Source organism: Thioclava sp. DLFJ5-1 (assembly GCF_002020115.1).
GTDB lineage: Bacteria > Pseudomonadota > Alphaproteobacteria > Rhodobacterales > Rhodobacteraceae > Thioclava > Thioclava sediminum.
In genome coordinates, this window is record NZ_MPZU01000001.1 from 858,806 (window position 1) to 877,599 (window position 18,794).

Consider the following 18,794-nt stretch of genomic DNA (forward strand, 5'->3'; position numbering starts at 1 on the left):
CGACGCGCGGCCTCAGAGCGAGGAGGCCGCGCGGCTCGCCTGATCGTAATAGCCCGACAGCACCCGCAGGGCGGAGGCGATCTCACGTAGATCTTCGCCCGCCATGCCGCCTTTCTGGATCGGCTCGAGCAGACATTCCTCGCGCACTTTGCGATAGCGTTCGCACAGCTCGCGCCCGCTTTCCGAGGTGCGATAGAACACTTCCTTGCCGCGCTTCTCGGAATCCAGAAGCCCCAGCTTCAACAGCTTGCGCAGAGCATAATTGACCGTATGCGTGTCCTCGATATTGAGCAGGAAGGTGATGTCGTTGAGCCGCTTTTCGCGGTCGCGGTGATTGGTGTTGTGCAGCACGAGAATTTCGAGCGGCGACAGCTCCATCCCCGAGGCCGCCATGCAGCGCTGCATCCATCGCGCGAAGGAGTTGTAGGCGATGATCATCCCGTATTCGAATTCCGAGGCTTCCCAGCCCGGCCCTTCGGCCAGATGGCGGGATGAGACGATGCGGCGTTCTCCTGCGGGCATGAGCGGCGCTCTCCTTTCGTGCGTTTACGCCCTCACCTTATAGACATTTCGCTGACATTCTATCCTTGAGAGAAGTTCGGCGGGCGCTTTTGCAGGTTCGCCATCACCATTTCCATCTGCGCGGGACCGCCGATGATCTCGGCCTGCAGTTCAGCTTCCAACGCCAGACCGTCGCCCGGCGGCATGGTCCATACCTGCTCCACCAGCGCCTTGCTCGCAGCCAGCGCCTCGGGGGAGCGCAGGGTGAATTCGGCGGCCATGTCGCGCGCCGCCTGCAGCGGGCTCTCGGCCACGCGCGTGATCAGCCCAAGCCTCTGCGCCTCCTCGGCCTCCAGCACCCGGCCCGTCATCATCAGCTCTTTCGCGACATCCGCACGGGTCAGTTTCGGCAGGCTCTGCGAGATGCCCATATCGGGGATCAGCCCCCATTTCGCCTCCATGATCGACAGCCGCGCATCGGGCGCCGCGATCCGGAAGTCCGCGCCCAGAGCCAGCTGCATCCCAGCCCCGAAGGCCACGCCCTCGATCGCGGCGATCACCGGCACGGGCAGCTGCGCCCACCGCGTCACCGGGCGCTGAAAGCGGTTCGCGCCTTGCCCATCGCGTTCGGCCATCTGCGCCTTCACCCCCGCCAGATCGGCGGCGAAGCTTTGCATCACACTCAGGTCGAGCCCGGCCGAGAAACAGCCACCCGCGCCGCTCAGGATCACCGCGCGCAGGCCCTTTTGCTGCGACAGGCTCTGTGCCGCGTCAGCCAGCGCGTCGAACATCTCCAAGGTCCAGGCGTTCTTCTTTTCGGGGCGGTTGAGGGTCACCTCCGCCACGCCTTGCGCGCTCACCGAAATCTGCACCGGGTCGGCCATGTCCATCCTCCTCGCTTGGGTCTGCGCACTATGCAGACCCGCCGCCCCCTCGCAAAGCGGAACGCGGGGTCATAAGTCAGAGATCAAATGCCGCGCGGCGTTGGACAGCTCTGCGCGGCGCGCTAGCTCTGCCCCGACGGAGGTTCCCCATGCAGCAATTCTCACTTCTCGATCTGTCGCCCGTGCCCGAAGGCAAGACCGCAGCCGATGCGCTGGCGGGAACGGCCGATCTGGCCCGGATGGCCGAAGACGCGGGCTATCACCGCTTCTGGCTGGCCGAGCATCACAACATGCCCGGCATCGCGAGCGCCGCGACCTCGGTGCTCATCGGCCATGTCGCTTCGGTGACCAAGACGATGCGCGTCGGTGCGGGCGGCATCATGCTGCCCAACCACGCGCCGCTGGTGATCGCCGAGCAGTTCGGCACGCTCGCCACGCTCTATCCCGACCGGATCGACCTCGGTCTGGGCCGCGCGCCCGGCACCGATGGCGGCACCGCCCGCGCCCTGCGCCGCAACATGTCGCCCGAGGACACGTTCCCCGCGGACGTACAGGAGCTGCTCGCCTATTTCAGCGACGAGGCAGAGAATTTCCGGGTGCGCGCCATTCCGGGCGCGGGCACGCATGTGCCGATCTGGATCCTTGGCTCGAGCCTCTACGGCGCGCAGCTTGCCGCCTATCTCGGCCTGCCCTACGCCTTCGCGTCGCATTTCGCGCCCGACATGCTGGGCGACGCGCTCGACATCTATCGCCGGAGCTTCCGCCCGTCGGCCTATCTCGACAAACCCTATGCGATGATGGCCGCCGGGGTGTTTGCCGCCGACACGGACGAAGAGGCGCAATATCTGCGTTCGTCTCAGGTGCTGGCCTTTGCGCGGCTGCGTTCGGGCAAACCCGGCAAGCTGCCGCACCCGACCGACGATCTGTCCGAAGTACCGCCGCAGATGATGGTTCAGGTGCAGCGCGCGCTGTCCTGCTCGGCCACGGGATCCAAGGACAAGGTGCGCGATGATCTGGCGCGCCTGATCGCGCAATACGAGCCCGACGAGCTGATGGTGACCGGGATGATCCACGACGCGGATGCGCGTCAGAAGTCCTTCAAGATCGCCGCCGAGGTCCTGAGCGAGTTTCGCGAGCAACCCGCGGCGGCCTGAGGCACGGTTCGACACTTAGACATGCAAAGAGGCGGGCCCGAAAGCCCGCCTCTTTTCGTTTCAATCCTTTTCGCTTCAGTGCCCGGTGATCGCCGGGAAGGCCACCAACAGCCCCACTGCAAAGATCTGGATCGCGATGAAGGGCAGCAGCGAGCGGAAGATCTCGCCCAGAGAGATGTCCTTCGGTGCGACCGATTTCAGGTAGAACGCGGCTGGCCCGAAGGGCGGCGACAGGAAGCTCACCTGCATGTTCATCGCGAACACCACGCCGAACCAGACCGGATCGTAGCCGAGGTCTTTCACGATCGGCACGAAGATCGGCATCGTCAGCAGCGCGATCCCCACCCAGTCGAGGAACATGCCGAGGAAGAACAGGATCGCCATCATCGTCAGGATCACGATGATCGGGGTGTCCGAAACGCCTTTCAGCAGCGACGAGACAAAGTCGATCCCGCCCATCAGGTTGAACACGCCGACCAGAGCCGATGCCCCGATACCGATCCAGACGATCATCCCGCAGGTCGCGAGCGTCTGCAGCGCGGCCCCTTTGAGCATCGAGAGCGTCAGCTCGCCCCGGATGATCGTCGAGAGCATCACGCCCGCCACACCGAGCGCCGAGGCCTCGGTCACCGAGGCGATCCCGCCATAGATCGAGCCCAGCACGAAACCGATCACCAGCACAGGCAGGACGAGTCCCTTGAGCAGCTTGATCTTCTCGGACCACGGACGGTCGTCGGGCTCCGGCATAGGGGCCAGATCGGGGTTCAGCTTCACCCGGATGATCACGAAGATCACGTAGAAGGCCGCGAGCATGAAGCCCGGGATGAAGGCCGAGGTGAACAGATCCCCGATCGAGACATTCGCGGTCAGGCCGTAGATGATCAGAACGATCGACGGCGGCACCATCGTGCCCAGCGAGCCGCCCGCGCAGATCACACCGATGGCGAGCTTTCGGTCGTAGCCCTGGCGGATCATCTGCGGCAGAGCCAGAAGACCCAGCAGGACGATCTCGCCACCGATGATGCCCGACATCGCCGCGAGGATGACCGAGACGAAGATCGTCTGCACCGCCACCGCGCCGCGCATCCGGCCGCCAACGAGTTTCATCGCCTCGAACAGATCGCGCGCGATGCCCGATCGGTCCAGCAACGCCGCCATCATCACGAACATCGGCACCGAGACGAAGACGAAGCTTGAGACGAAGGAATAGACGCGGCTGGTGATCAGCGGCACCGCCATCGGCCCGAACCAGCCAAGCGCGAAGATCAGCGCGACGAGCAGCGTCACGAAGGCCAGCGGCATGCCGGTCAGCAGAAGACCGATCAGCAGCGCGAAGAGAAGAACCGTGCCGTAGCCGATGCCCAGCGCGGAGAGGTCGAAACTCAGAAGATGTTCGATCATTTACCCGCCTCCGATGCGAAGGCGCCGCGCAGGTAGTTCACCGCCATGATGATGAATTGCACGACCATGAGGCAGAGCACCACGAGAAGGAAAATCTTGAGATAGGCCGGGAATGGCGGATCCCAGGCGCTGCCCGAGGTCTCGAAATGGACATCGCCACCGGGGCGGAAGGTCGCCTTCATCACCATGCCGTAGGCGGCCCAGGCGAAGAAGCCGGCCGCGAAGAGGCAGATCAGCGAGATGATCGCGTCGAGGATGCGCTTCGCCCGGCCGGTGACCATGTCGTAGATCAGCACCACGCGGATATGGCTGTTGCGCACGACGCAGTAGAGCCCGCCATAGACGAAGGCCATCGCGCAGAGGAAGATCGTCGTCTCATGCGCCCAGATCGTCGGGCTGTCGAAGCCGTAGCGCAGCACGACCTCGTTCAGAAGGATCAGCGCGGAGGCGATGATGCCGAGCGCGAAGACGATGCCCACCGCGTTGATCGCGCGGCCGAGGATGCCCGCTTCGGGGATGGTCGCCGCCTCGTCCTCGGTCTGCACCGGTTCCGGCGTGTGCGGATCATGTGCGGGGTGATCCACCCCGTTATTCTCGGGTTGTGACATTGCAAAAACCGCTGCTGTCAGGAAACTGGAAAAGATGCGGGGCCGCGATCGCAGCCCCGCACCGATAGGGTATCAGAGAAGGTTGTTCTTCTTCAGGTAGTCGGTCAGGACGTCATAGACGTGCTGTGCCTTGTCCGACTTCTTGGCAACCTTTTCCCACTGGGTGATCGCGATGCGGCGGAACTTGGCGCGCTCTTCATCCGACCAGTCGTGGATGTGGATCTTGCCGCCTTCTTCAGCCTTGGCCACGGCCTTCTTGTCGGCCTCTGCGAGGTCGCTGACTTCCTTGTCCGCGAATTGCTTCACCGACTCTTCGAAGGCTTTCTGCAGCTCGGGCGAGAGCGACTCCCATTCCTTCTTGTTCATCGCGACGCCCACGAGCGGCATCGAGTGGAAGCCCGGATAGACCGGGTTCGGCGCGATGTCGTTGAGGCCCTGCGCCTGGTTGGTCGAGAACACAGTGTAGTCGGCCGCGTCGATCACGCCCTTGTCGAGCGCGGTGTAGACTTCCGAACCCGGCAGGTTCACCGGAGCCGCGCCAGCCGCCGCGAAGACGTCCTGCACGAGGCCTTCCGGCGCGCGCATCTTCAGCCCCTTCAGGTCCGCCACGCCGTCGAGCGGCACTTTCGAGACGAGCGACTCGAGGCCCGTCGTGGTCGAGCCGACGTAATGCACGCCATAGGGTTCGAACAGGTCGTTCGCGAGTTGCTGGCCACCGCCATTGTTCATGAAGTCGAGCAGCTGATCGGTGCTCGACCATGCGCCGACCGGGTTGCCCAGCAGCGAGAAGGCCGGGTCTTTGCCCGCGAAATAGGAGATGTCGGTCACGATGCCGTCGATGATACCGGCACCGGTGGCGTCCAGCGTCTCGTTATGCTCGACGACGGAGCCCACGGGCATCATCTCGACCTGAATCTGGTTATCGGTGCGCTCCGCGAGGTCCTTCGCCCAGTTCTGCTGCAGTTCGAAGTTCGGGTTACCCGCCGGGTCCGAGCTCTGGAACTTGTACTTGTGGGTTTCGGCATTCGCAGCGCTGGCCAGCGCCACGACGGCGACGCTCGCGAGGGCGATTTTACGGATCGGTTTCGTCATGGTGTCCTCCCTTAAAAGACGAAATCAAACTTGTGGGGCCGTGAGGCCCCAGGCGTTCAATATCTGCGCACAAAGCGCCTCGGGCGCTTCGCGGATATCGCAGCTCAGCGGGGCCTCGTCGGGCCCCGGCATTTCCAGATCGGCCAGCTGACTGTCGAGCAGCGCGATCGGCATATAGTGGTTTTCGCGCGCGGCCATCCGCTGGGCGATCAGGTCGCGCGGCCCGGTGAGATGCGCGAGATGCATCACGCCGAGACTCTGGCGCAGGCGGTCCCGGTAAGAGTGCTTGAGCGCCGAACAGGCGAAAACGACCGTCCGGCCGTCCCGCCCCGCCTCGATCACGCCCTTCGCCACGAGGTCGAGCCAGTCCCAGCGCATCTCGTCGTTGAGCGGCAGACCGGCAGCCATATGCGCGACATTCTCGGGCGGATGGAAATCGTCAGCATCGAGGAACACGCCGTCCACCGCTTGCGCCACGCGCTGCGCCACCGTCGTCTTGCCGGTGCCGCAAACGCCCATCACAAGGACCGGTGTCGCGTTTGCGCTGCTGCTGTTTACCATCTTGCCTTACCGGGTTCGCAGGTGTTTCTTGGACACAGAGGCGTAATGTAAGCGGTTACATTCGTCAATCTCCCTTTTAAAAAAGGGGTGCGGCCACGGGGAGGGGCAATGAATAAAAACAATGTAAACAAATCAGTTACGATGCGCGACGTCGCCGATCATGTCGGTGTAAGCGTTGCCACTGTTTCGCGCACCCTGCGCAATCCCGAGGTCGTCTCGCCGGCGGTGCGGGACAAAATCGCCGCCGCAATCGAATCGCTCGGCTACCTGCCGGACCCTGCGGCCCGCGCCCTCGCGTCGACACGGTCGGACATTATCGGGGTGATCCTGCCCTCGGTGTCGAACAACGTCTTTGCCGATGTGATGGACGGGATCTATTCCGCGGTCGAGGGCACGCATCATTCGGTGCAGCTTGGTTATTCGCGCTACGCGCCGCTGTCGGAAGAGAACCTGATCCGCGTTTTCCTGCGCCAGCGCCCCGCCGGGCTGATCGTGGCCGGGATCGATCAGACCGAGGCTGCGCAGGCGCTGTTGCGCGAGGCGGGCTGCCCGGTGGTGCAGATCATGGAGACCGGCAGCGCCCCCTATGACCGGATGATCGGGTTCTCGCATTACGATGCCGCCCGCGCCGCCACCGCGCATCTGATCGCGCAGGGCTATCGCCGCCCCGGTTTCTTGGGCGCGCGGATGGATCCGCGCACGCAGCGCCGTCTGCACGGGTTCCGCGACGAGCTGCGTGCCCATGGCATCGAGGAAGGCAAGCGCATCCAGACGACCACCCGCCCTTCTTCGGTGACGCTGGGCAGTCATCTGCTCGCGCAGCTGATGGATCTCGCCCCCGAGACCGACGCGATCTTCTGCATCAATGACGACCTAGCCCTTGGGGCGATGTTCGAAGCGCAGCGCCGCAACCTGCGGATCCCGGACGATCTGGGCATCTGCGGGTTCAACGACATGGAGATGATGGCCGCCGCGGAGCCCTCGATTTCCTCGGTGCGCACGTTCCGCCGCGAAATGGGCGAAGGCGCGGTGCAATTGATCCTCGATGCGCTGTCGGGGAGTGCGGCGCAGGAAAAGGTCGTCGACCTCGGCTTCCAGGTCATGCAACGTCGATCCACGCGCGGGCACTAAGCGGGCTGAAGGCGCTGACCGCCGCGACCTCGGAATACGGAATGCTGTGGAGTTCGGTCGTTCTCCTCGCCCTCGTGGCGGTCGCGGCCTATCTCGGAATTGAGCGGGTCGAGCGCGTGGTGCTGCGCCGCTACGGGGCAGAGCAACGCGCCAGATAAGATCGGGAGAGACATGACATGACGCCAGCCGTTTTCGCCATTCCGGGGGATATCACGCAACTGACCGGCGGGTTCATCTACGAGCGCAAGCTGCTCGAGGCGCTGCGGGCCGAAGGTCGCCGTGTGGAGCATCTGGAACTGCCGCCCGGCTTCCCCGATGCGACGCCCGAGGAGACCAAGACCGCGCGACGTCAACTGACCGCCATTCCCGCGGAGGTGCCGGTGATCATCGACGGGCTGGTCTTCGGCTCGATCGACCCGGAGGTGCTCGACGCGATGTCCGCGCCCGTGGTGGCGATGCTGCACCATCCGCTTGGGCTCGAGACCGGGCTGACCGAGGACCGCGCGCAGCACTTGCTGACACGTGAGGCAGAGAACCTGCGCCGCGCTGCCCACGTCGTCGTGCCGAGCCCGCATACCAGCGCCATTTTGCAAAAGGAGTTCGGCGTCGCCCCTGAACGGATTTCGATCGCGCTTCCGGGCTTCGACCGTCCGCCGGTCGTTGAGGGCGCGAGACCGACCCCGCCGCTGATTCTCGCGGTCGGGCTATTGGCGCCGCGCAAGGGTCATGACGTGCTGATCGATGCCTTGGCGGAGATCGCCGATCTGGACTGGCGCGCGCAGATCGTGGGCAGCGCGCATGATCCGGAGGTCGCCGACGCGCTCGCGGCAAGGATCGCACGGCTCGGCCTGAGCGAGCGGGTGCAGCTTGCCGGACGGATGGAGCGCGACGCTCTGGATGCGGCCTATCGCGCGGCTTCGATCTTCGCGCTTGCGACGCGCTATGAGGGCTACGGGATCGTCTTCGGCGAGGCGATGCTGCACGGGCTGCCTATCGTAACCTGCCGCACGGGCGCGGTGCCCGACACGGTGCCGCCCGATGCCGGGTTTCTCGTGCCGGTGGACGCGCATCTCGACTTCGCCGAGGCACTGCGACAGCTTCTCCAAGACGCTGCTCTGCGGGAGCGAATGGGCGCGGCCTCGGCGGTGGCGGGGACCGCCCTGCCGGATTGGCGCGACACGGCGGCGATCATGGGCGCGGTGCTCGACAGCCTCTGAGCGGAACGAAAACCGGGCGGCCTCGCCTCTTCCCTCCGGGCGCGCGAATTCACGGATCGCGCCTTCGGTTCCGACACGATTTTTTGCCTTATGTGATTGATCCGAAAAGGAACGTTGAGCGTGCGAGGCCGTTTCATCTTCGTAATTTCAAAAGGAGGCATCTCATGAAATCCAAGACCCGCACCCTCACCGCTGGTATCGCCGCAACCTTGATGGGCACGATGGCGCTCGCTGCATCGCCCGCCAATGCGATGGACCACGCGAAAGGCGTCAAGCCGCGTCCGGATCTCGACAAGCACGTCGCTGCAGCACTGCAGCAATGCGCCAGCCTCCAGGAGACCTGCCAGCAGGTCGCGACCAATTCCGCAGCCGTTCTGGTCTTTCCCGAAGTGACCACAGTCGACCTCGGTATCGGCGGTTCGGGCGGCTCCGGCGCGCTGATCGAGAATGGAAAGGTTCAGGGCTATTACGACATCGGCAAAGCGTCGGTCGGCCTCCAGCTCGGCGCCAAGCAGGCCAGCCAGATCTACGTCTTCCCGACCAAGAAATCGGTCAGCGAAGTGCAGAATGGCGGCGAATGGCATGTCGGCGCAGGCGCGGGCATCACCGTCGTCAACGCCAATGCGACCGCGAATGTCGAGAGCGGCAAACCGCGCGTCTATGTCTTCGACAGCTCGGGCCTGAACGGCGGCGCGAAGGTCAGCACGCTGCGCATCTGGAAAAACGGCGACAACAGCTAATCGCAGGCGTCTTCCCCGTCTGGGGAAGACCCGCGATGAGAAAGGCCCCGGGGTTTGCTTCACCCCCGGGGCCTTTTGTTTGTCCGGCGAAGTGGCGCGCGGCTCAGGCCTGGCGCGCGTCGCTGATCGCCTTGCGCAGCGTGTCGGCATCGACCGCGCCGGGATAGACGTCGCGCCCGACGATATAGGCGGGCGTGCCACGCAGCCCGATCGCCACCGCCTGCGCATCATTGCGCGAGAGCAGCGCGTCGATCTCCTTGCGGTTGGCCTTGTAGCCCGCCATCGCCTTCTCCGGATCGACACCGGCCTCGGAGAGCGTCTTCTCGATCAGGTCGTTCGACAGCTTTCCTTGCGTCGCCATCAGCGCCTCGAGGCCCGCTTCGTATTTGCCCATGCTCTGCGCGCCCAGCACAAGCTGCGAGGCATAGACCGACGGCGCGCCGAAGATCGGCCAGTCCTTCATCACGACGCGCAAATTGCCGTCTTCCTTTGTCACCTTCTCGACCACCGGATGGTTCGATTTGCAGTAGGGACACTGGTAGTCGAAATACTCGACCAGCGTGATGTCCCCATCCGGGTTACCGAGCGCGGGCGCTTTGGGGTCGTGGAACACCGCTTCGGGCGAAATATCGGCCTGCGCGAGGCTCGCCGTCGGCAGGATCAGCGTGGAGCCCGCGGCAACGCCTGCAAGGGTGAGGAAATTCCGGCGATCGATCATGTGTCGTCTCCTGTGGTTTGGGGGAAATCTTCGGGGGAGTAGGGAACGGACGGCAGCGGCTGGCCCGGCGGCACCGTACCCTTGCCGCTCTCGGCACGGGTCAGCACGACGACATGCGTGCCGGAGCGGACGCGGTCGGCGAGGTCGATGATGTCCTGATTGAACAGCCGGATGCAGCCTGCCGAGGTCGCCTTGCCGATGGAACTGTCATCCATCGTTCCGTGAATGCGGTAGAGCGTGTCCTTGTTCCCGCGATGCAGGTAAAGCGCCCGCGCGCCGAGCGGATTGTCGAGCCCGCCTGCCAGCCCGTCCTTCACCGGGCCGTAAAGCTCAGGGTCTTCCTTGATCATGCTCTTGGTCGGCGTCCAGCTCGGCCAGTCGCGCTGATAGGGGATATGCCCCTCGCCGGAAAAGCCGCGCCCATCCTCTCCCACGGCGACCGTGTAGCGCAGCGCGCGGTTATTCTTCTGCACGAGGTAGAGCTTGCGCGCCCAAGGGTCGACGACGATCGTGCCCGGCGGCTCGTCGGTCCAGTAATCGACTTCCTGACGGGCTTTCTCTTCGCTGAGAAGTTTCGGATCCACCGCCGGGATCGTGCGCCCGTCATCCTCCATCGCGCCGTAGATTGCTTTCACGCGCGCGCTGAGCTGCGGCGCTTGCGGCGCGGGTTGCGGGGCCGGGCTGGGAGGCTCGGGCGCGCAGGCCGCGAGGGCGATCAGCGCGAGCGGGGCGAAGCGGGTGAGGGTCATTGAGCGATCTCCGAAAGCGAGGTCGTGAGTTTCGGCGCGGTTACATCCCCGATCAGCCGGGTGCCCTGCGCCTCCGAATGGTCGGGGCTGAGGAAGATCAGCGTCGGCGGGCCGATCACGCCCAACTGCTTGAGAAGCGCCTGCTGCGGCGCGCCGGTCTTGGTCACATCGACCGCGATGGGCGTGACGCGGCGCAGCGCGGCCTGCACCTGCGGGTCGGGGATCACTTCGCGCGCGATGGTGACGCATTCGGTGCACCATTCGGCCGTGGTGATCAGCATCACCGGCGCGCCCTTCGCGGCGGCCAGCGCAGCGTCGAGCGCCTCGGGCGTCTCGACATGGGTGAAGTCGTCTTCGGTCAGCACGTCCGAGGAGGCCGCCATGACTGTCTGGCCTGCGGTGAAGGGCGCGAGGGGGCGCAGCGGATCAGCAGCCCCACTCGCCGCGCCGACACCCTCGATGGCACCGGCCAGCAGCGCCGCGACACCCAGTGCGCCGCCCACGCGGCGCAGGCCCGAGCTTTCCGGTCCGAACCGGTCGCGACCGCCCAGGGCCACGCCTGCGCCGATCAGCAGCAGCGCCCAGAGCGCGAGGATCACAGGCCCAGCGATGACGCGGCTCAAGAGCCAGATCGCCACGCCTAGGAAGACGAAGACGAAGGCGCGGTTCACGCCGACCATCCATTCGCCCATGCGCGGCAGGATCGCCGAGCCGAACAGCCCCACGGCCATCAGCAACACACCCTGCCCCAGCCCCAGCGCGAACAGCGCCGAAGCTCCGAGCCCCGCATCGCCCGTCTGCGCGATATAGAGGAAGGCACCTGCCAACGGAGCCGTCACGCAAGGCCCGACGATCAGCGTCGAGGAGAAGCCGAGGATCGCCGCCCCCGCCAGCGTGCCACGCCGCCCCTGCACGGAGCTGACCTTGTTGGTCAGCGCCTGCGGCAGACGCAGCTCGAACAGGCCGAAGGAGGACAGCGCGAGAACGGCGAACAACAGCGCCAGCGCAATCACCGTCGCAGGAGCCTGCATCAGGAATTGCAGGTTCTGCCCCGACCACGCCGCCACGATGCCCAGAAGCCCGAAGGCCACCGCCATCGCCAGCACATAGGTCCCGGTCAGCGCCAGCCCCCGCGCAGGCGTCAGGTCTTTGCCTTGCGCGCCGAGCATCCCGGCCACGATCGGCACCATCGGCAGCACGCAAGGGGTGAAGGCCAGAAGCAGACCGAAGCCGAAGAAGGACGCCACGACCAGTGCCCAGCCGCCCTTCGCCGCGATCCCCGCGACGAGGCCGTCATCGGAGGAGAGGTTCAGGCTGTTTCCGCTCGCTTCGGAGGCGGATGCGGGAGGCGTAGGCTTATCGGCCTCGGAACTCGCAGCAGGCGCGGAGGACGCGGCGCTCTGCGCATAATCCGGTACCCCGGCGGCTTGGTTCGATTGCGCCGCGCCGGATGCGGGTACAGTCGCAGCCCCGCCCGGCGGCACGATCTCGCGGCTTTGCGGCGGGTAGCACAGCCCCTTTTCCTCGCAGCCCTGCCAATGCAGCGTGAAGGGCGCGGTAATGTCGCTCACCACGGCCTCGGTATGATCGTGCCAGACCTCGACCGTGCCGAAATTCGGATCGTCCTTCATCTCGCCCCGCTGCGTCTCGATCGCGGGTGAATCGCCGCCCTCGGCGCTCACCGTCAGATGCTCGCGATAGAGGTAATAGCCCGGCGCGATATCGAAGGAGACCGCAAGCGTCCCGTCATCCTGCCACGCGGTCTCGACCTGAAACGCCTCTTCGGGCGACAGCGGACCGCTGCCTCCCTTGGGCTTCAGAAGATCGAAGCTTTGCGCCGCAGCGAGGCCGGGCAACAGCAATGAGACCAGAAACACGCCCCAGAGGGCGCGCAGCGATAGACGGGAAAGAGCCTTTGCGTTCATGTTGGCCGGATCGCGGGTGAAGCTTAAGTCAGTCTTAAGATTCGTGCGGTGTATCCGCCGCGAAGGAGAAAAGATGCGCATACTCGTCGTCGAAGATGACAGCATATTGGCGGACGGCCTGCGGGTCGGGCTCGGCATGGCCGGGTTCACCGCCGATGTCGTGTCCTGCCTTGAGGACGCCCGCGCGGCACTGGCCGGGGCGGAATATCGCGCGCTCGTGCTGGACCTGATGCTGCCCGATGGCTCCGGTCTCGAACTGCTGCGCGAATTGCGCGCGGGCCGCGCCGGGCTGCCGGTCTTGCTGCTGACCGCGCGCGATCAGGTCGAGGACCGGGTCGCGGGGTTGGATGCAGGCGCGGATGACTATCTCGGCAAGCCCTTCGATCTGGACGAGCTGGCCGCCCGGCTGCGGGCCCTTTCGCGTCGGTCGGACGGGCGGGCGGTCGCGCAGATTTCCCATGCCGGGCTGGAGCTCGACCCCGGCACCCGCAGCGCCGCCTTCAACGGCCAGCCACTGAAACTCTCGCGCCGGGAATTCGCGGTGTTGCAGGCGCTGGCCGAACGCCCCGGACGGGTGCTCGCGAAATCGGACCTCGAAGACCGGCTTTACGGCTGGGATGAGGAAGTCGAGAGCAACGCCGTCGAAGTCCATATCCACCATCTGCGCGCCAAACTCGGGCGCGATTTCATCGAAACCCTGCGCGGCATCGGCTACCGTCTGCGCCCAGAGGAGACCTCGCCATCTCGCTCCGCCTCCGCCTCTTCCTGATCCTCACCGGCGCGACGCTGGCCGTCTGGCTGTCCGCCGTGTTCTGGATCGAGAATTCCACCCGCGCCGAGGTGACGCGGGTGCTCGATGCGCGACTGGTGGAGGCGGCGCGCATGGTCTCGTCGCTGGTGTCGAAGAACCAGATCTCGCTGAATCGGGACGGTCCCGCACAGATCACACTGTCGCATAACGAGAGTTACGAGCATCAGCAATTCTGCCAGATCTGGTCTTTCACCCAAGGGCTCGTCGGACGCTCGAACGGGGCGCCGAGCGCGCAGCTGGTGCCCGCCGATGCGACCGGCTTCCGCGATGTGACACGCGACGGCAAGGGCCTGCGGGTCTACACGATCATCGATCCCGATCTGGGCGGGCAGGTCACGGTGGGCGACAGTCTCGCGATGCGCAACCGGCTGGTGCGCGATGTGATAGAGGGGTTCCTCTGGCCCGCGCTGGTGATCCTGCCGGTGATGTGGGGGCTGATCTGGGTTGCGATCTCGCGCGGTCTGGCCCCGCTCGACCGCTTCGCCCGCGATCTGGACGCGCGGCCGAGCGAAGATCTGCGCGCCCTACCCGGCACCGCGCGACAGCCCCGCGAGATCCGCCCGCTTGCAGGCGCTCTCGACGACCTTCTGGCACGTCTGGCTGCGGCGCGCGGGCGCGAACGCGAATTCATCGCCTATGCCGCGCATGAGATGAAAACGCCGCTCGCCGGGCTGAAGACGCAAGCGCACATCGCGCGCCACGCGCCCGATACCGACACGCGCGAACACGCGCTCGCCGCGATCTCGACCTCGGTGGACCGGACCGATCGGATGGTGCGCCAACTTCTCGATCTGGCGCAGGTGGACAGTCGCGAGGCGCGCGCCACGTCGGTGGAGCTGAACGGGCTTCTGCGGCAGGTACTTGGCGATCTGGCGGGGCTGGCCACGCGGCGCGGCGTGACGCTGGAACTCGACAGCGCGCCGGGCGCGCCGACGGTGGAAGGCGACCCGCTGCTTCTGTCGCTCGCCCTGCGCAACCTGATCGAGAACGCGGTGCAGGCGAGCCCGGACGGCGCGGCGATCAAGGTCAGCGTGACCACCTCCGACGCCGCGCTTCTGGTCGACATTCACGACCACGGGCCGGGCCTGCCACCCGAGATCGCGCAGCAGGCGGGGCAGAAATTCGTCAAGGGCAAGGGCGCGGACGCGAATGGCTCGGGCCTCGGCCTTTCGATCGCGCACGACGCGCTGACCCGTCTGGGCGGCACGCTCAGCTTCGAGATGCGCGCGGACGGGCATCATACGCGGGTCGATCTGCCTGCCGGGTGAGGCGCGGCGTCAGGCCCTGCGCCGCGTCCGCATCACAGCCCAACCGATCAGCGCCAGTACCAGAAGCACCGCCACGGCGATCGCCGCCCAAGCCAACTGCGCGGCGTTCGCGATGATCCAACTGACCTGCTGTTTGCCGCTCAGGATGTTGGCGACGCTCCCTTTGGTCACCTCGCCATCGACGCCGCCAAAATTGGTGCGCACATAGCTCGCAACTGAAGCGATCTGCGCATCGCTCATCGTGCGCTGAAATCCGGGCATGGCGACGTGGCGCGTATCGTTTGGCATGTTGATCCCATGCGCGATCACCTGCACGACATTCGCCGCATTCGCAGAGCGCACGTCGGAGATCTTGGACAGCGCTGGCGCGGCGGTCCCCTGCCCGTTCATGCCGTGGCAGGTCGCACAGGCGCCCTGATAGAGCGTCGCCCCGTCTGTCGTATTGTGGCCGACCACGGATTGCCAATCGCCATTGGGCACCTCCAAAGCGGCCAGATCGAGCGTCGCCTGACCGTCGGGTCCGCTGGCCTCGGGTTGCGTGTCAACCGGCTTCACAGCCTTCAGGTATTTCGCAATAGCCGTGAGGTCGTCGCTCGACAGCTTCGAGGTGGAGCGCGAGACCACGAGCCCCATCTCGCCGCCGGCGACGGCATGCGCATTTCGGCCCTTGCTGAGATAGGCCACGATATCGGCCTCGCTCCAGTCGCCCAGACCGCCTTTGTCAGACGGCGTGAGGTTCGGCGCATACCAACCGTTCAGCATCCCCCCGGCGAGGTGTTTGCTGGTATCCTCCTGCATCAGCGTCCCGCGCGGACTGTGACAGGACGAGCAATGCTCCAGCGTCTCCACCAGATAGCGCCCGCGCTGAAGTTGATCGCCCGAGACATCCGCCGCGCCGGGCGGATGCCCCTTGTCGAGGAACAGCGTGTTCCAGCCCATCATCGCCGGACGCACGAAGGGAAAGCCCAGATCGGTCTCGGGCACGTCGTTCTCGACCGGTTTGACCTGTTTGAAATAGGCCCAGAGCGCTTTCACATCGGCATCGGTCAGACCGGTGTAATGGGTGTAAGGCATCGCGGGGTAAAGCCACGTGTCGGACTTGCCGCGACGCAGGGCACCTTCGAAATCCGCCTCGGTCATGTCGCCGATCCCGGTCTTCTGGTCGGGCGTGATGTTGGGCGCATAGATCGCGCCGATCGGGCTTTCGATCTCCTTGCCGCCCGAGAAATTCTCCGCGTGACAGGAGGAGCAATCCCCCGCGATGGCGAGGTATTTGCCGCGCTTCACGAGGTCGCCTCCCGAAGCATCGGAGCCGGATTGCGCGTTGGCTGCGAGCGGGGACATCGCAGCGAAGACGGAGGCCGCTAGGATCAGAACACGCATCTCAAAGCTCCTTCGCGATGGTCTGGCCCGCGCGGATCGCAAGCGCCATGCCGGTCAGCGTCGGGTTCACACCGCCCGCCGTGGGCATCACGCCGGTCGTCACAAGGAACAGGTTCTCGTGGTCGAAACAGCGCAGATCGGCGTCGCAGACCGCCTCGTCGGCCTTGCTGCCCATGACTGTCGTGCCCATCACGTGCTGCTGGCAAATAAACTTCTCGGGCGCGGAGACGCGGGTGCCACCAGTCGCCTGCAGAAAGCGCGCGTAATCCTCCATCAGCCGCGGCAGGTTCGCCTTGGTGTAATCCGAGAGCTTGTAGGTCAGTTTGATGCCGGGCAGGCCCACGGCGTCTTTCCACGAGGGATTCACCTCGATCCGGTTCGCGGGATCGGGAAGGTCCTCGGTCAGCGCCTCTGCGGTGAAGACGCGGGCCGAGTGGTCGCGAATTTTCGCGTCGAGTTCGGGGCCGAGCGTGCCGTCCTTCAACAGCTCCTGCGCGATGCCTTCCTCGGGTGGCGCATTGAGCAGGTCGTAGCGCGTCGACGGCACTTTGTCGCGATCGGGAAGCGCGCGGCGCTGCATGATCGCACCGTGAATATTCTGGCCGCGCCCGGTCCAATACGGCTCGGGCGAGAGCCATGTCATATCGATCGTCGGGTGGACCATCAGCCGCCGCCCGACCATGTCGGAGCTGTTCGCGAGATCGTTCATCAACAAGAGCTTCGGCGTCTCGTAGCCATGCGCGGCGATCACGAACATCTTCGCGGTCAGCCGGGTACGGTCGCCTTCGGGGTTGATATAGGACAGCGCCGTGATCTTGCCCTTGTCGCCGGTCTCGATCTTGTCGACGATGGCCTGCGTGCGGATTTCGACGCCCAGGTCGCGGATCTTCTGAACCACGTGATAGCCCGAATGTTTCGCACCGATCGGGCAATTCCAGTTGCAGATATTGTTGCCGATACAGGCGGGCCGGTTGTCGTAGGGCTGCGACAGCCGTGACGAGGGCGCGATATCGACGCGGAAGCCCATCGACGCCACCTGCTGCTGCAACCGCTGGGTCGCGTAGGGTTTCGCCTCGGGCGGCAGCGGATAGGGTTTCGAGCGCGGCGGGTAGGTCTCGCCCTTGCCCAGACCGCTCTCGTCGAAGCCTTTCTGGCCGTTCACGCCGATCTCGTATTCGGCCTGCGTGTAGAAGGGCTCCAGATCGTCGTAGCTGATCGGCCAGTCCTCGGCGATGCCATAGGTCGAGTGCATCGCCATGTCTTCGGGCAAGAGCCGCCACGTCGCCGCCGTCCAGTGCCGCGACGTACCGCCCAGCACCCGCAGCGTGCCGGGAAACACCTCGAGCCCGCCGGTCAGATGCGGATCGACATAGCCGGGCGTGAAGCTGTTGGGCGCATAGGGCACATCGCCGAAGGGATCGTTGAAGTTGTTCTTGCGCGGCGAGTTGCGCCAGTTCTCGGTGACTTTCCAGTCGGGAATGTCGGGACCTGCCTCCAGCACGATCACCGAATGGCCCGCCTGTGCGATCTGCTGCGCGGCCAGACCGCCGAGCGAGCCCGACCCGACCACGATCACGTCTGCATCGAAATCAGCCATTACTGTGCCTCCTGCTGGGAGTCGGAATTGGATGCCGGGTTGGGCGAGCCACTGGCGCCCTGACCGGTGCCACCTCCGCTGTCCGCGCCTTGCGCTTTGCGGGCGGCGTCGACGCTGTCGGCCTCACCCTTGGCATAGGCCAGCCATGCCGGATCGGGATATTGCAGCTCGTAGCTGGATTTGGGCTGGTACTCCCAGCTCGTGGCTTCCTCGGGCAGGTCCGAGGCATCGACACCTTTGGGCACCTCCTGCCACCAGCCGGCACCGCCGGAGGGGTAAGTCTGCAGGGGCACGATGTCGCTCACCTTCGTCAGCGCCTGCGCCTCGAGGAAGGTCGCGAATTCGGCATCGTCTTTCAGGATGCGCGCGGAGGGGGAGCCGGTGAACCCGAGATACCACGGCTTCGCGATGCTCAGCGCGAGGGTGGTCTGGTCGTCACTGAGGCTTTCAATCGCGGCGGCGCGGTCCTTGCCGTCGAACGCATTAGCGAGCCCGTCCAGCTTACCGGCAAAGCCTGCCTCGTCCTCGCTCAGTAGCTTCTCGATCCGCGCGGCGGTTTCCTTCGAGAGGCTGTCATTGCCGCAGATCGCGCGGCTCACGGAAAGAAAGGCATCGCTGGGCGCGGCGCTATCGGCGGCACGGGCGAAACCGGGTGTCAAACTTGCAAGTGGCACGGTGCCTGCCAGGGCGATCAAAAAACGTCTGCGGTCGAGGCTCATGGCATCCTCCTCCCGGGGCTAAAAACGGAGCGTAAGCAACAGCCATGCGCAGTGACCCTCAATCCCCGCGCAATCGCGCGGAAGGAGCGGTCGGATCGTGGCTGCCTTCGTCATAATCGTGACGCTTTCACGCATTCGGGGTGGCGTAGGTTGACGGTAGGGCCGCAGTCGGGGCCAGCAACCGCCCGCTACCGCACGTTATCGTCAAGGAACAAAGGCCGCGGGATGCGCGTTCGATATCCCCTCACGTATTCTCGCAAACGAACGCGGCCGCATCTGAAATCGGCCCGGTCACCGGGATGTGCGCGCCACCTCCGGAACCCCGCGAAGGCACG

18 protein-coding genes are annotated in these 18,794 nt (G+C 65.3%); 6 read left to right on the forward strand and 12 right to left on the reverse strand.

The genetic code is table 11. From position 1 onward, the window contains the following. Positions 1-12: 12 nt before the first annotated feature. The gene (locus tag BMI86_RS04135) at positions 13-522 is read right to left on the reverse strand and encodes a winged helix DNA-binding protein (protein WP_075776310.1); all 510 of its coding nucleotides are present in this window, start codon (positions 520-522) and stop codon (positions 13-15) included. A gap of 59 nt (positions 523-581) precedes the next feature. Further along, positions 582-1,385, reverse strand: coding sequence for a crotonase/enoyl-CoA hydratase family protein (locus BMI86_RS04140; RefSeq protein WP_078539872.1), 804 nt, complete (start codon positions 1,383-1,385; stop codon positions 582-584). A gap of 149 nt (positions 1,386-1,534) precedes the next feature. On the opposite strand from BMI86_RS04140, the gene BMI86_RS04145 reads away from it, so the two are divergent. After that, positions 1,535-2,539 (forward strand): LLM class flavin-dependent oxidoreductase, encoded by a 1,005-nt coding sequence (locus BMI86_RS04145; protein ID WP_078539873.1) that lies wholly within the window; start codon positions 1,535-1,537, stop codon positions 2,537-2,539. Between the two features lie 75 nt (positions 2,540-2,614). Here the strand turns inward: BMI86_RS04145 and BMI86_RS04150 are convergent, their stop codons facing one another. The 4 genes from BMI86_RS04150 to BMI86_RS04165 form a co-directional block, all read right to left on the reverse strand. Beyond that, positions 2,615-3,940, reverse strand: coding sequence for a TRAP transporter large permease subunit (locus tag BMI86_RS04150; protein WP_078539874.1), 1,326 nt, complete (start codon positions 3,938-3,940; stop codon positions 2,615-2,617). Continuing rightward, positions 3,937-4,548: a TRAP transporter small permease gene (locus BMI86_RS04155; RefSeq protein WP_078519826.1), complete on the reverse strand. Its 612-nt coding sequence runs from the start codon at positions 4,546-4,548 to the stop codon at positions 3,937-3,939. The genes BMI86_RS04150 and BMI86_RS04155 overlap by 4 nt, the downstream gene beginning before the upstream one ends. A 72-nt stretch (positions 4,549-4,620) precedes the next feature. Beyond that, the gene (locus tag BMI86_RS04160; protein ID WP_078539875.1) at positions 4,621-5,640 is read right to left on the reverse strand and encodes a TRAP transporter substrate-binding protein; all 1,020 of its coding nucleotides are present in this window, start codon (positions 5,638-5,640) and stop codon (positions 4,621-4,623) included. A 24-nt stretch (positions 5,641-5,664) separates the two neighbouring features. Further along, the gene (locus BMI86_RS04165; RefSeq protein WP_210402685.1) at positions 5,665-6,201 is read right to left on the reverse strand and encodes a gluconokinase; all 537 of its coding nucleotides are present in this window, start codon (positions 6,199-6,201) and stop codon (positions 5,665-5,667) included. A gap of 108 nt (positions 6,202-6,309) precedes the next feature. Between BMI86_RS04165 and BMI86_RS04170 the strand changes: the two genes are divergently transcribed. The 3 genes from BMI86_RS04170 (at position 6,310) to BMI86_RS04180 (ending at position 9,289) form a co-directional block, all read left to right on the forward strand. Beyond that, the gene (locus BMI86_RS04170; RefSeq protein ID WP_078539876.1) at positions 6,310-7,332 is read left to right on the forward strand and encodes a LacI family DNA-binding transcriptional regulator; all 1,023 of its coding nucleotides are present in this window, start codon (positions 6,310-6,312) and stop codon (positions 7,330-7,332) included. Positions 7,333-7,508: 176 nt separating this feature from the next. Beyond that, positions 7,509-8,549, forward strand: coding sequence for a glycosyltransferase family 4 protein (locus tag BMI86_RS04175; RefSeq protein WP_078539877.1), 1,041 nt, complete (start codon positions 7,509-7,511; stop codon positions 8,547-8,549). A 164-nt stretch (positions 8,550-8,713) separates the two neighbouring features. Beyond that, positions 8,714-9,289 (forward strand): YSC84-related protein, encoded by a 576-nt coding sequence (locus BMI86_RS04180; RefSeq protein ID WP_078539878.1) that lies wholly within the window; start codon positions 8,714-8,716, stop codon positions 9,287-9,289. 103 nt (positions 9,290-9,392) lie between these two features. On the opposite strand, the gene BMI86_RS04185 is transcribed toward BMI86_RS04180, so the two are convergent. Genes BMI86_RS04185 through dsbD form a run of 3 tightly spaced genes read right to left on the reverse strand, consistent with a single transcriptional unit; the run spans position 9,393 to position 12,681 of the window. Next, on the reverse strand, positions 9,393-10,007 hold the full coding sequence (locus BMI86_RS04185) for a DsbA family protein (RefSeq protein WP_078519831.1): 615 nt from the start codon (positions 10,005-10,007) through the stop codon (positions 9,393-9,395). Further along, positions 10,004-10,756 carry a L,D-transpeptidase gene (locus BMI86_RS04190; RefSeq protein WP_078539879.1) on the reverse strand — a complete coding sequence of 251 codons (753 nt, stop codon included), beginning with the start codon at positions 10,754-10,756 and terminating at the stop codon, positions 10,004-10,006. Before BMI86_RS04190 ends, BMI86_RS04185 begins: the two co-directional genes overlap by 4 nt. Next, positions 10,753-12,681 (reverse strand): protein-disulfide reductase DsbD, encoded by a 1,929-nt coding sequence (gene dsbD / locus BMI86_RS04195; RefSeq protein ID WP_078539880.1) that lies wholly within the window; start codon positions 12,679-12,681, stop codon positions 10,753-10,755. Before dsbD ends, BMI86_RS04190 begins: the two co-directional genes overlap by 4 nt. 73 nt (positions 12,682-12,754) lie before the next feature. On the opposite strand from dsbD, the gene BMI86_RS04200 reads away from it, so the two are divergent. After that, the gene (locus BMI86_RS04200; protein ID WP_078539881.1) at positions 12,755-13,450 is read left to right on the forward strand and encodes a response regulator transcription factor; all 696 of its coding nucleotides are present in this window, start codon (positions 12,755-12,757) and stop codon (positions 13,448-13,450) included. Between the two features lie 29 nt (positions 13,451-13,479). After that, positions 13,480-14,760 (forward strand): ATP-binding protein, encoded by a 1,281-nt coding sequence (locus tag BMI86_RS04205; RefSeq protein ID WP_281480106.1) that lies wholly within the window; start codon positions 13,480-13,482, stop codon positions 14,758-14,760. Positions 14,761-14,769: 9 nt separating this feature from the next. Here BMI86_RS04205 and BMI86_RS04210 read toward each other — a convergent pair whose 3' ends face one another. Genes BMI86_RS04210 through BMI86_RS04220 form a run of 3 tightly spaced genes read right to left on the reverse strand, consistent with a single transcriptional unit; the run spans position 14,770 to position 18,459 of the window. Then, positions 14,770-16,143, reverse strand: coding sequence for a cytochrome c (locus BMI86_RS04210; protein WP_078539883.1), 1,374 nt, complete (start codon positions 16,141-16,143; stop codon positions 14,770-14,772). Position 16,144: 1 nt separating this feature from the next. Then, the gene (locus BMI86_RS04215; protein WP_078539884.1) at positions 16,145-17,740 is read right to left on the reverse strand and encodes a GMC family oxidoreductase; all 1,596 of its coding nucleotides are present in this window, start codon (positions 17,738-17,740) and stop codon (positions 16,145-16,147) included. Beyond that, positions 17,740-18,459 (reverse strand): sugar dehydrogenase complex small subunit, encoded by a 720-nt coding sequence (locus BMI86_RS04220; protein WP_078539885.1) that lies wholly within the window; start codon positions 18,457-18,459, stop codon positions 17,740-17,742. The genes BMI86_RS04215 and BMI86_RS04220 overlap by 1 nt, the downstream gene beginning before the upstream one ends. Positions 18,460-18,794: the final 335 nt, after the last annotated feature.

Excerpts from the sequence above, each read along its gene's own strand:
- BMI86_RS04210 (WP_078539883.1), bottom strand. The coding sequence starts at position 16,143 with ATGCGTGTTCTGATCCTAGCGGCCTCCGTCTTCGCTGCGATGTCCCCG.
- BMI86_RS04215 (WP_078539884.1), bottom strand. The coding sequence starts at position 17,740 with ATGGCTGATTTCGATGCAGACGTGATCGTGGTCGGGTCGGGCTCGCTC.
- BMI86_RS04200 (WP_078539881.1), top strand. The coding sequence starts at position 12,755 with ATGCGCATACTCGTCGTCGAAGATGACAGCATATTGGCGGACGGCCTG.
- BMI86_RS04190 (WP_078539879.1), bottom strand. The coding sequence starts at position 10,756 with ATGACCCTCACCCGCTTCGCCCCGCTCGCGCTGATCGCCCTCGCGGCC.
- BMI86_RS04220 (WP_078539885.1), bottom strand. The coding sequence starts at position 18,459 with ATGAGCCTCGACCGCAGACGTTTTTTGATCGCCCTGGCAGGCACCGTG.
- BMI86_RS04165 (WP_210402685.1), bottom strand. The coding sequence starts at position 6,201 with ATGGTAAACAGCAGCAGCGCAAACGCGACACCGGTCCTTGTGATGGGC.
- dsbD (WP_078539880.1), bottom strand. The coding sequence starts at position 12,681 with ATGAACGCAAAGGCTCTTTCCCGTCTATCGCTGCGCGCCCTCTGGGGC.
- BMI86_RS04180 (WP_078539878.1), top strand. The coding sequence starts at position 8,714 with ATGAAATCCAAGACCCGCACCCTCACCGCTGGTATCGCCGCAACCTTG.
- BMI86_RS04145 (WP_078539873.1), top strand. The coding sequence starts at position 1,535 with ATGCAGCAATTCTCACTTCTCGATCTGTCGCCCGTGCCCGAAGGCAAG.
- BMI86_RS04150 (WP_078539874.1), bottom strand. The coding sequence starts at position 3,940 with ATGATCGAACATCTTCTGAGTTTCGACCTCTCCGCGCTGGGCATCGGC.
- BMI86_RS04155 (WP_078519826.1), bottom strand. The coding sequence starts at position 4,548 with ATGTCACAACCCGAGAATAACGGGGTGGATCACCCCGCACATGATCCG.
- BMI86_RS04175 (WP_078539877.1), top strand. The coding sequence starts at position 7,509 with ATGACGCCAGCCGTTTTCGCCATTCCGGGGGATATCACGCAACTGACC.
- BMI86_RS04140 (WP_078539872.1), bottom strand. The coding sequence starts at position 1,385 with ATGGCCGACCCGGTGCAGATTTCGGTGAGCGCGCAAGGCGTGGCGGAG.
- BMI86_RS04185 (WP_078519831.1), bottom strand. The coding sequence starts at position 10,007 with ATGATCGATCGCCGGAATTTCCTCACCCTTGCAGGCGTTGCCGCGGGC.
- BMI86_RS04170 (WP_078539876.1), top strand. The coding sequence starts at position 6,310 with ATGAATAAAAACAATGTAAACAAATCAGTTACGATGCGCGACGTCGCC.
- BMI86_RS04160 (WP_078539875.1), bottom strand. The coding sequence starts at position 5,640 with ATGACGAAACCGATCCGTAAAATCGCCCTCGCGAGCGTCGCCGTCGTG.
- BMI86_RS04135 (WP_075776310.1), bottom strand. The coding sequence starts at position 522 with ATGCCCGCAGGAGAACGCCGCATCGTCTCATCCCGCCATCTGGCCGAA.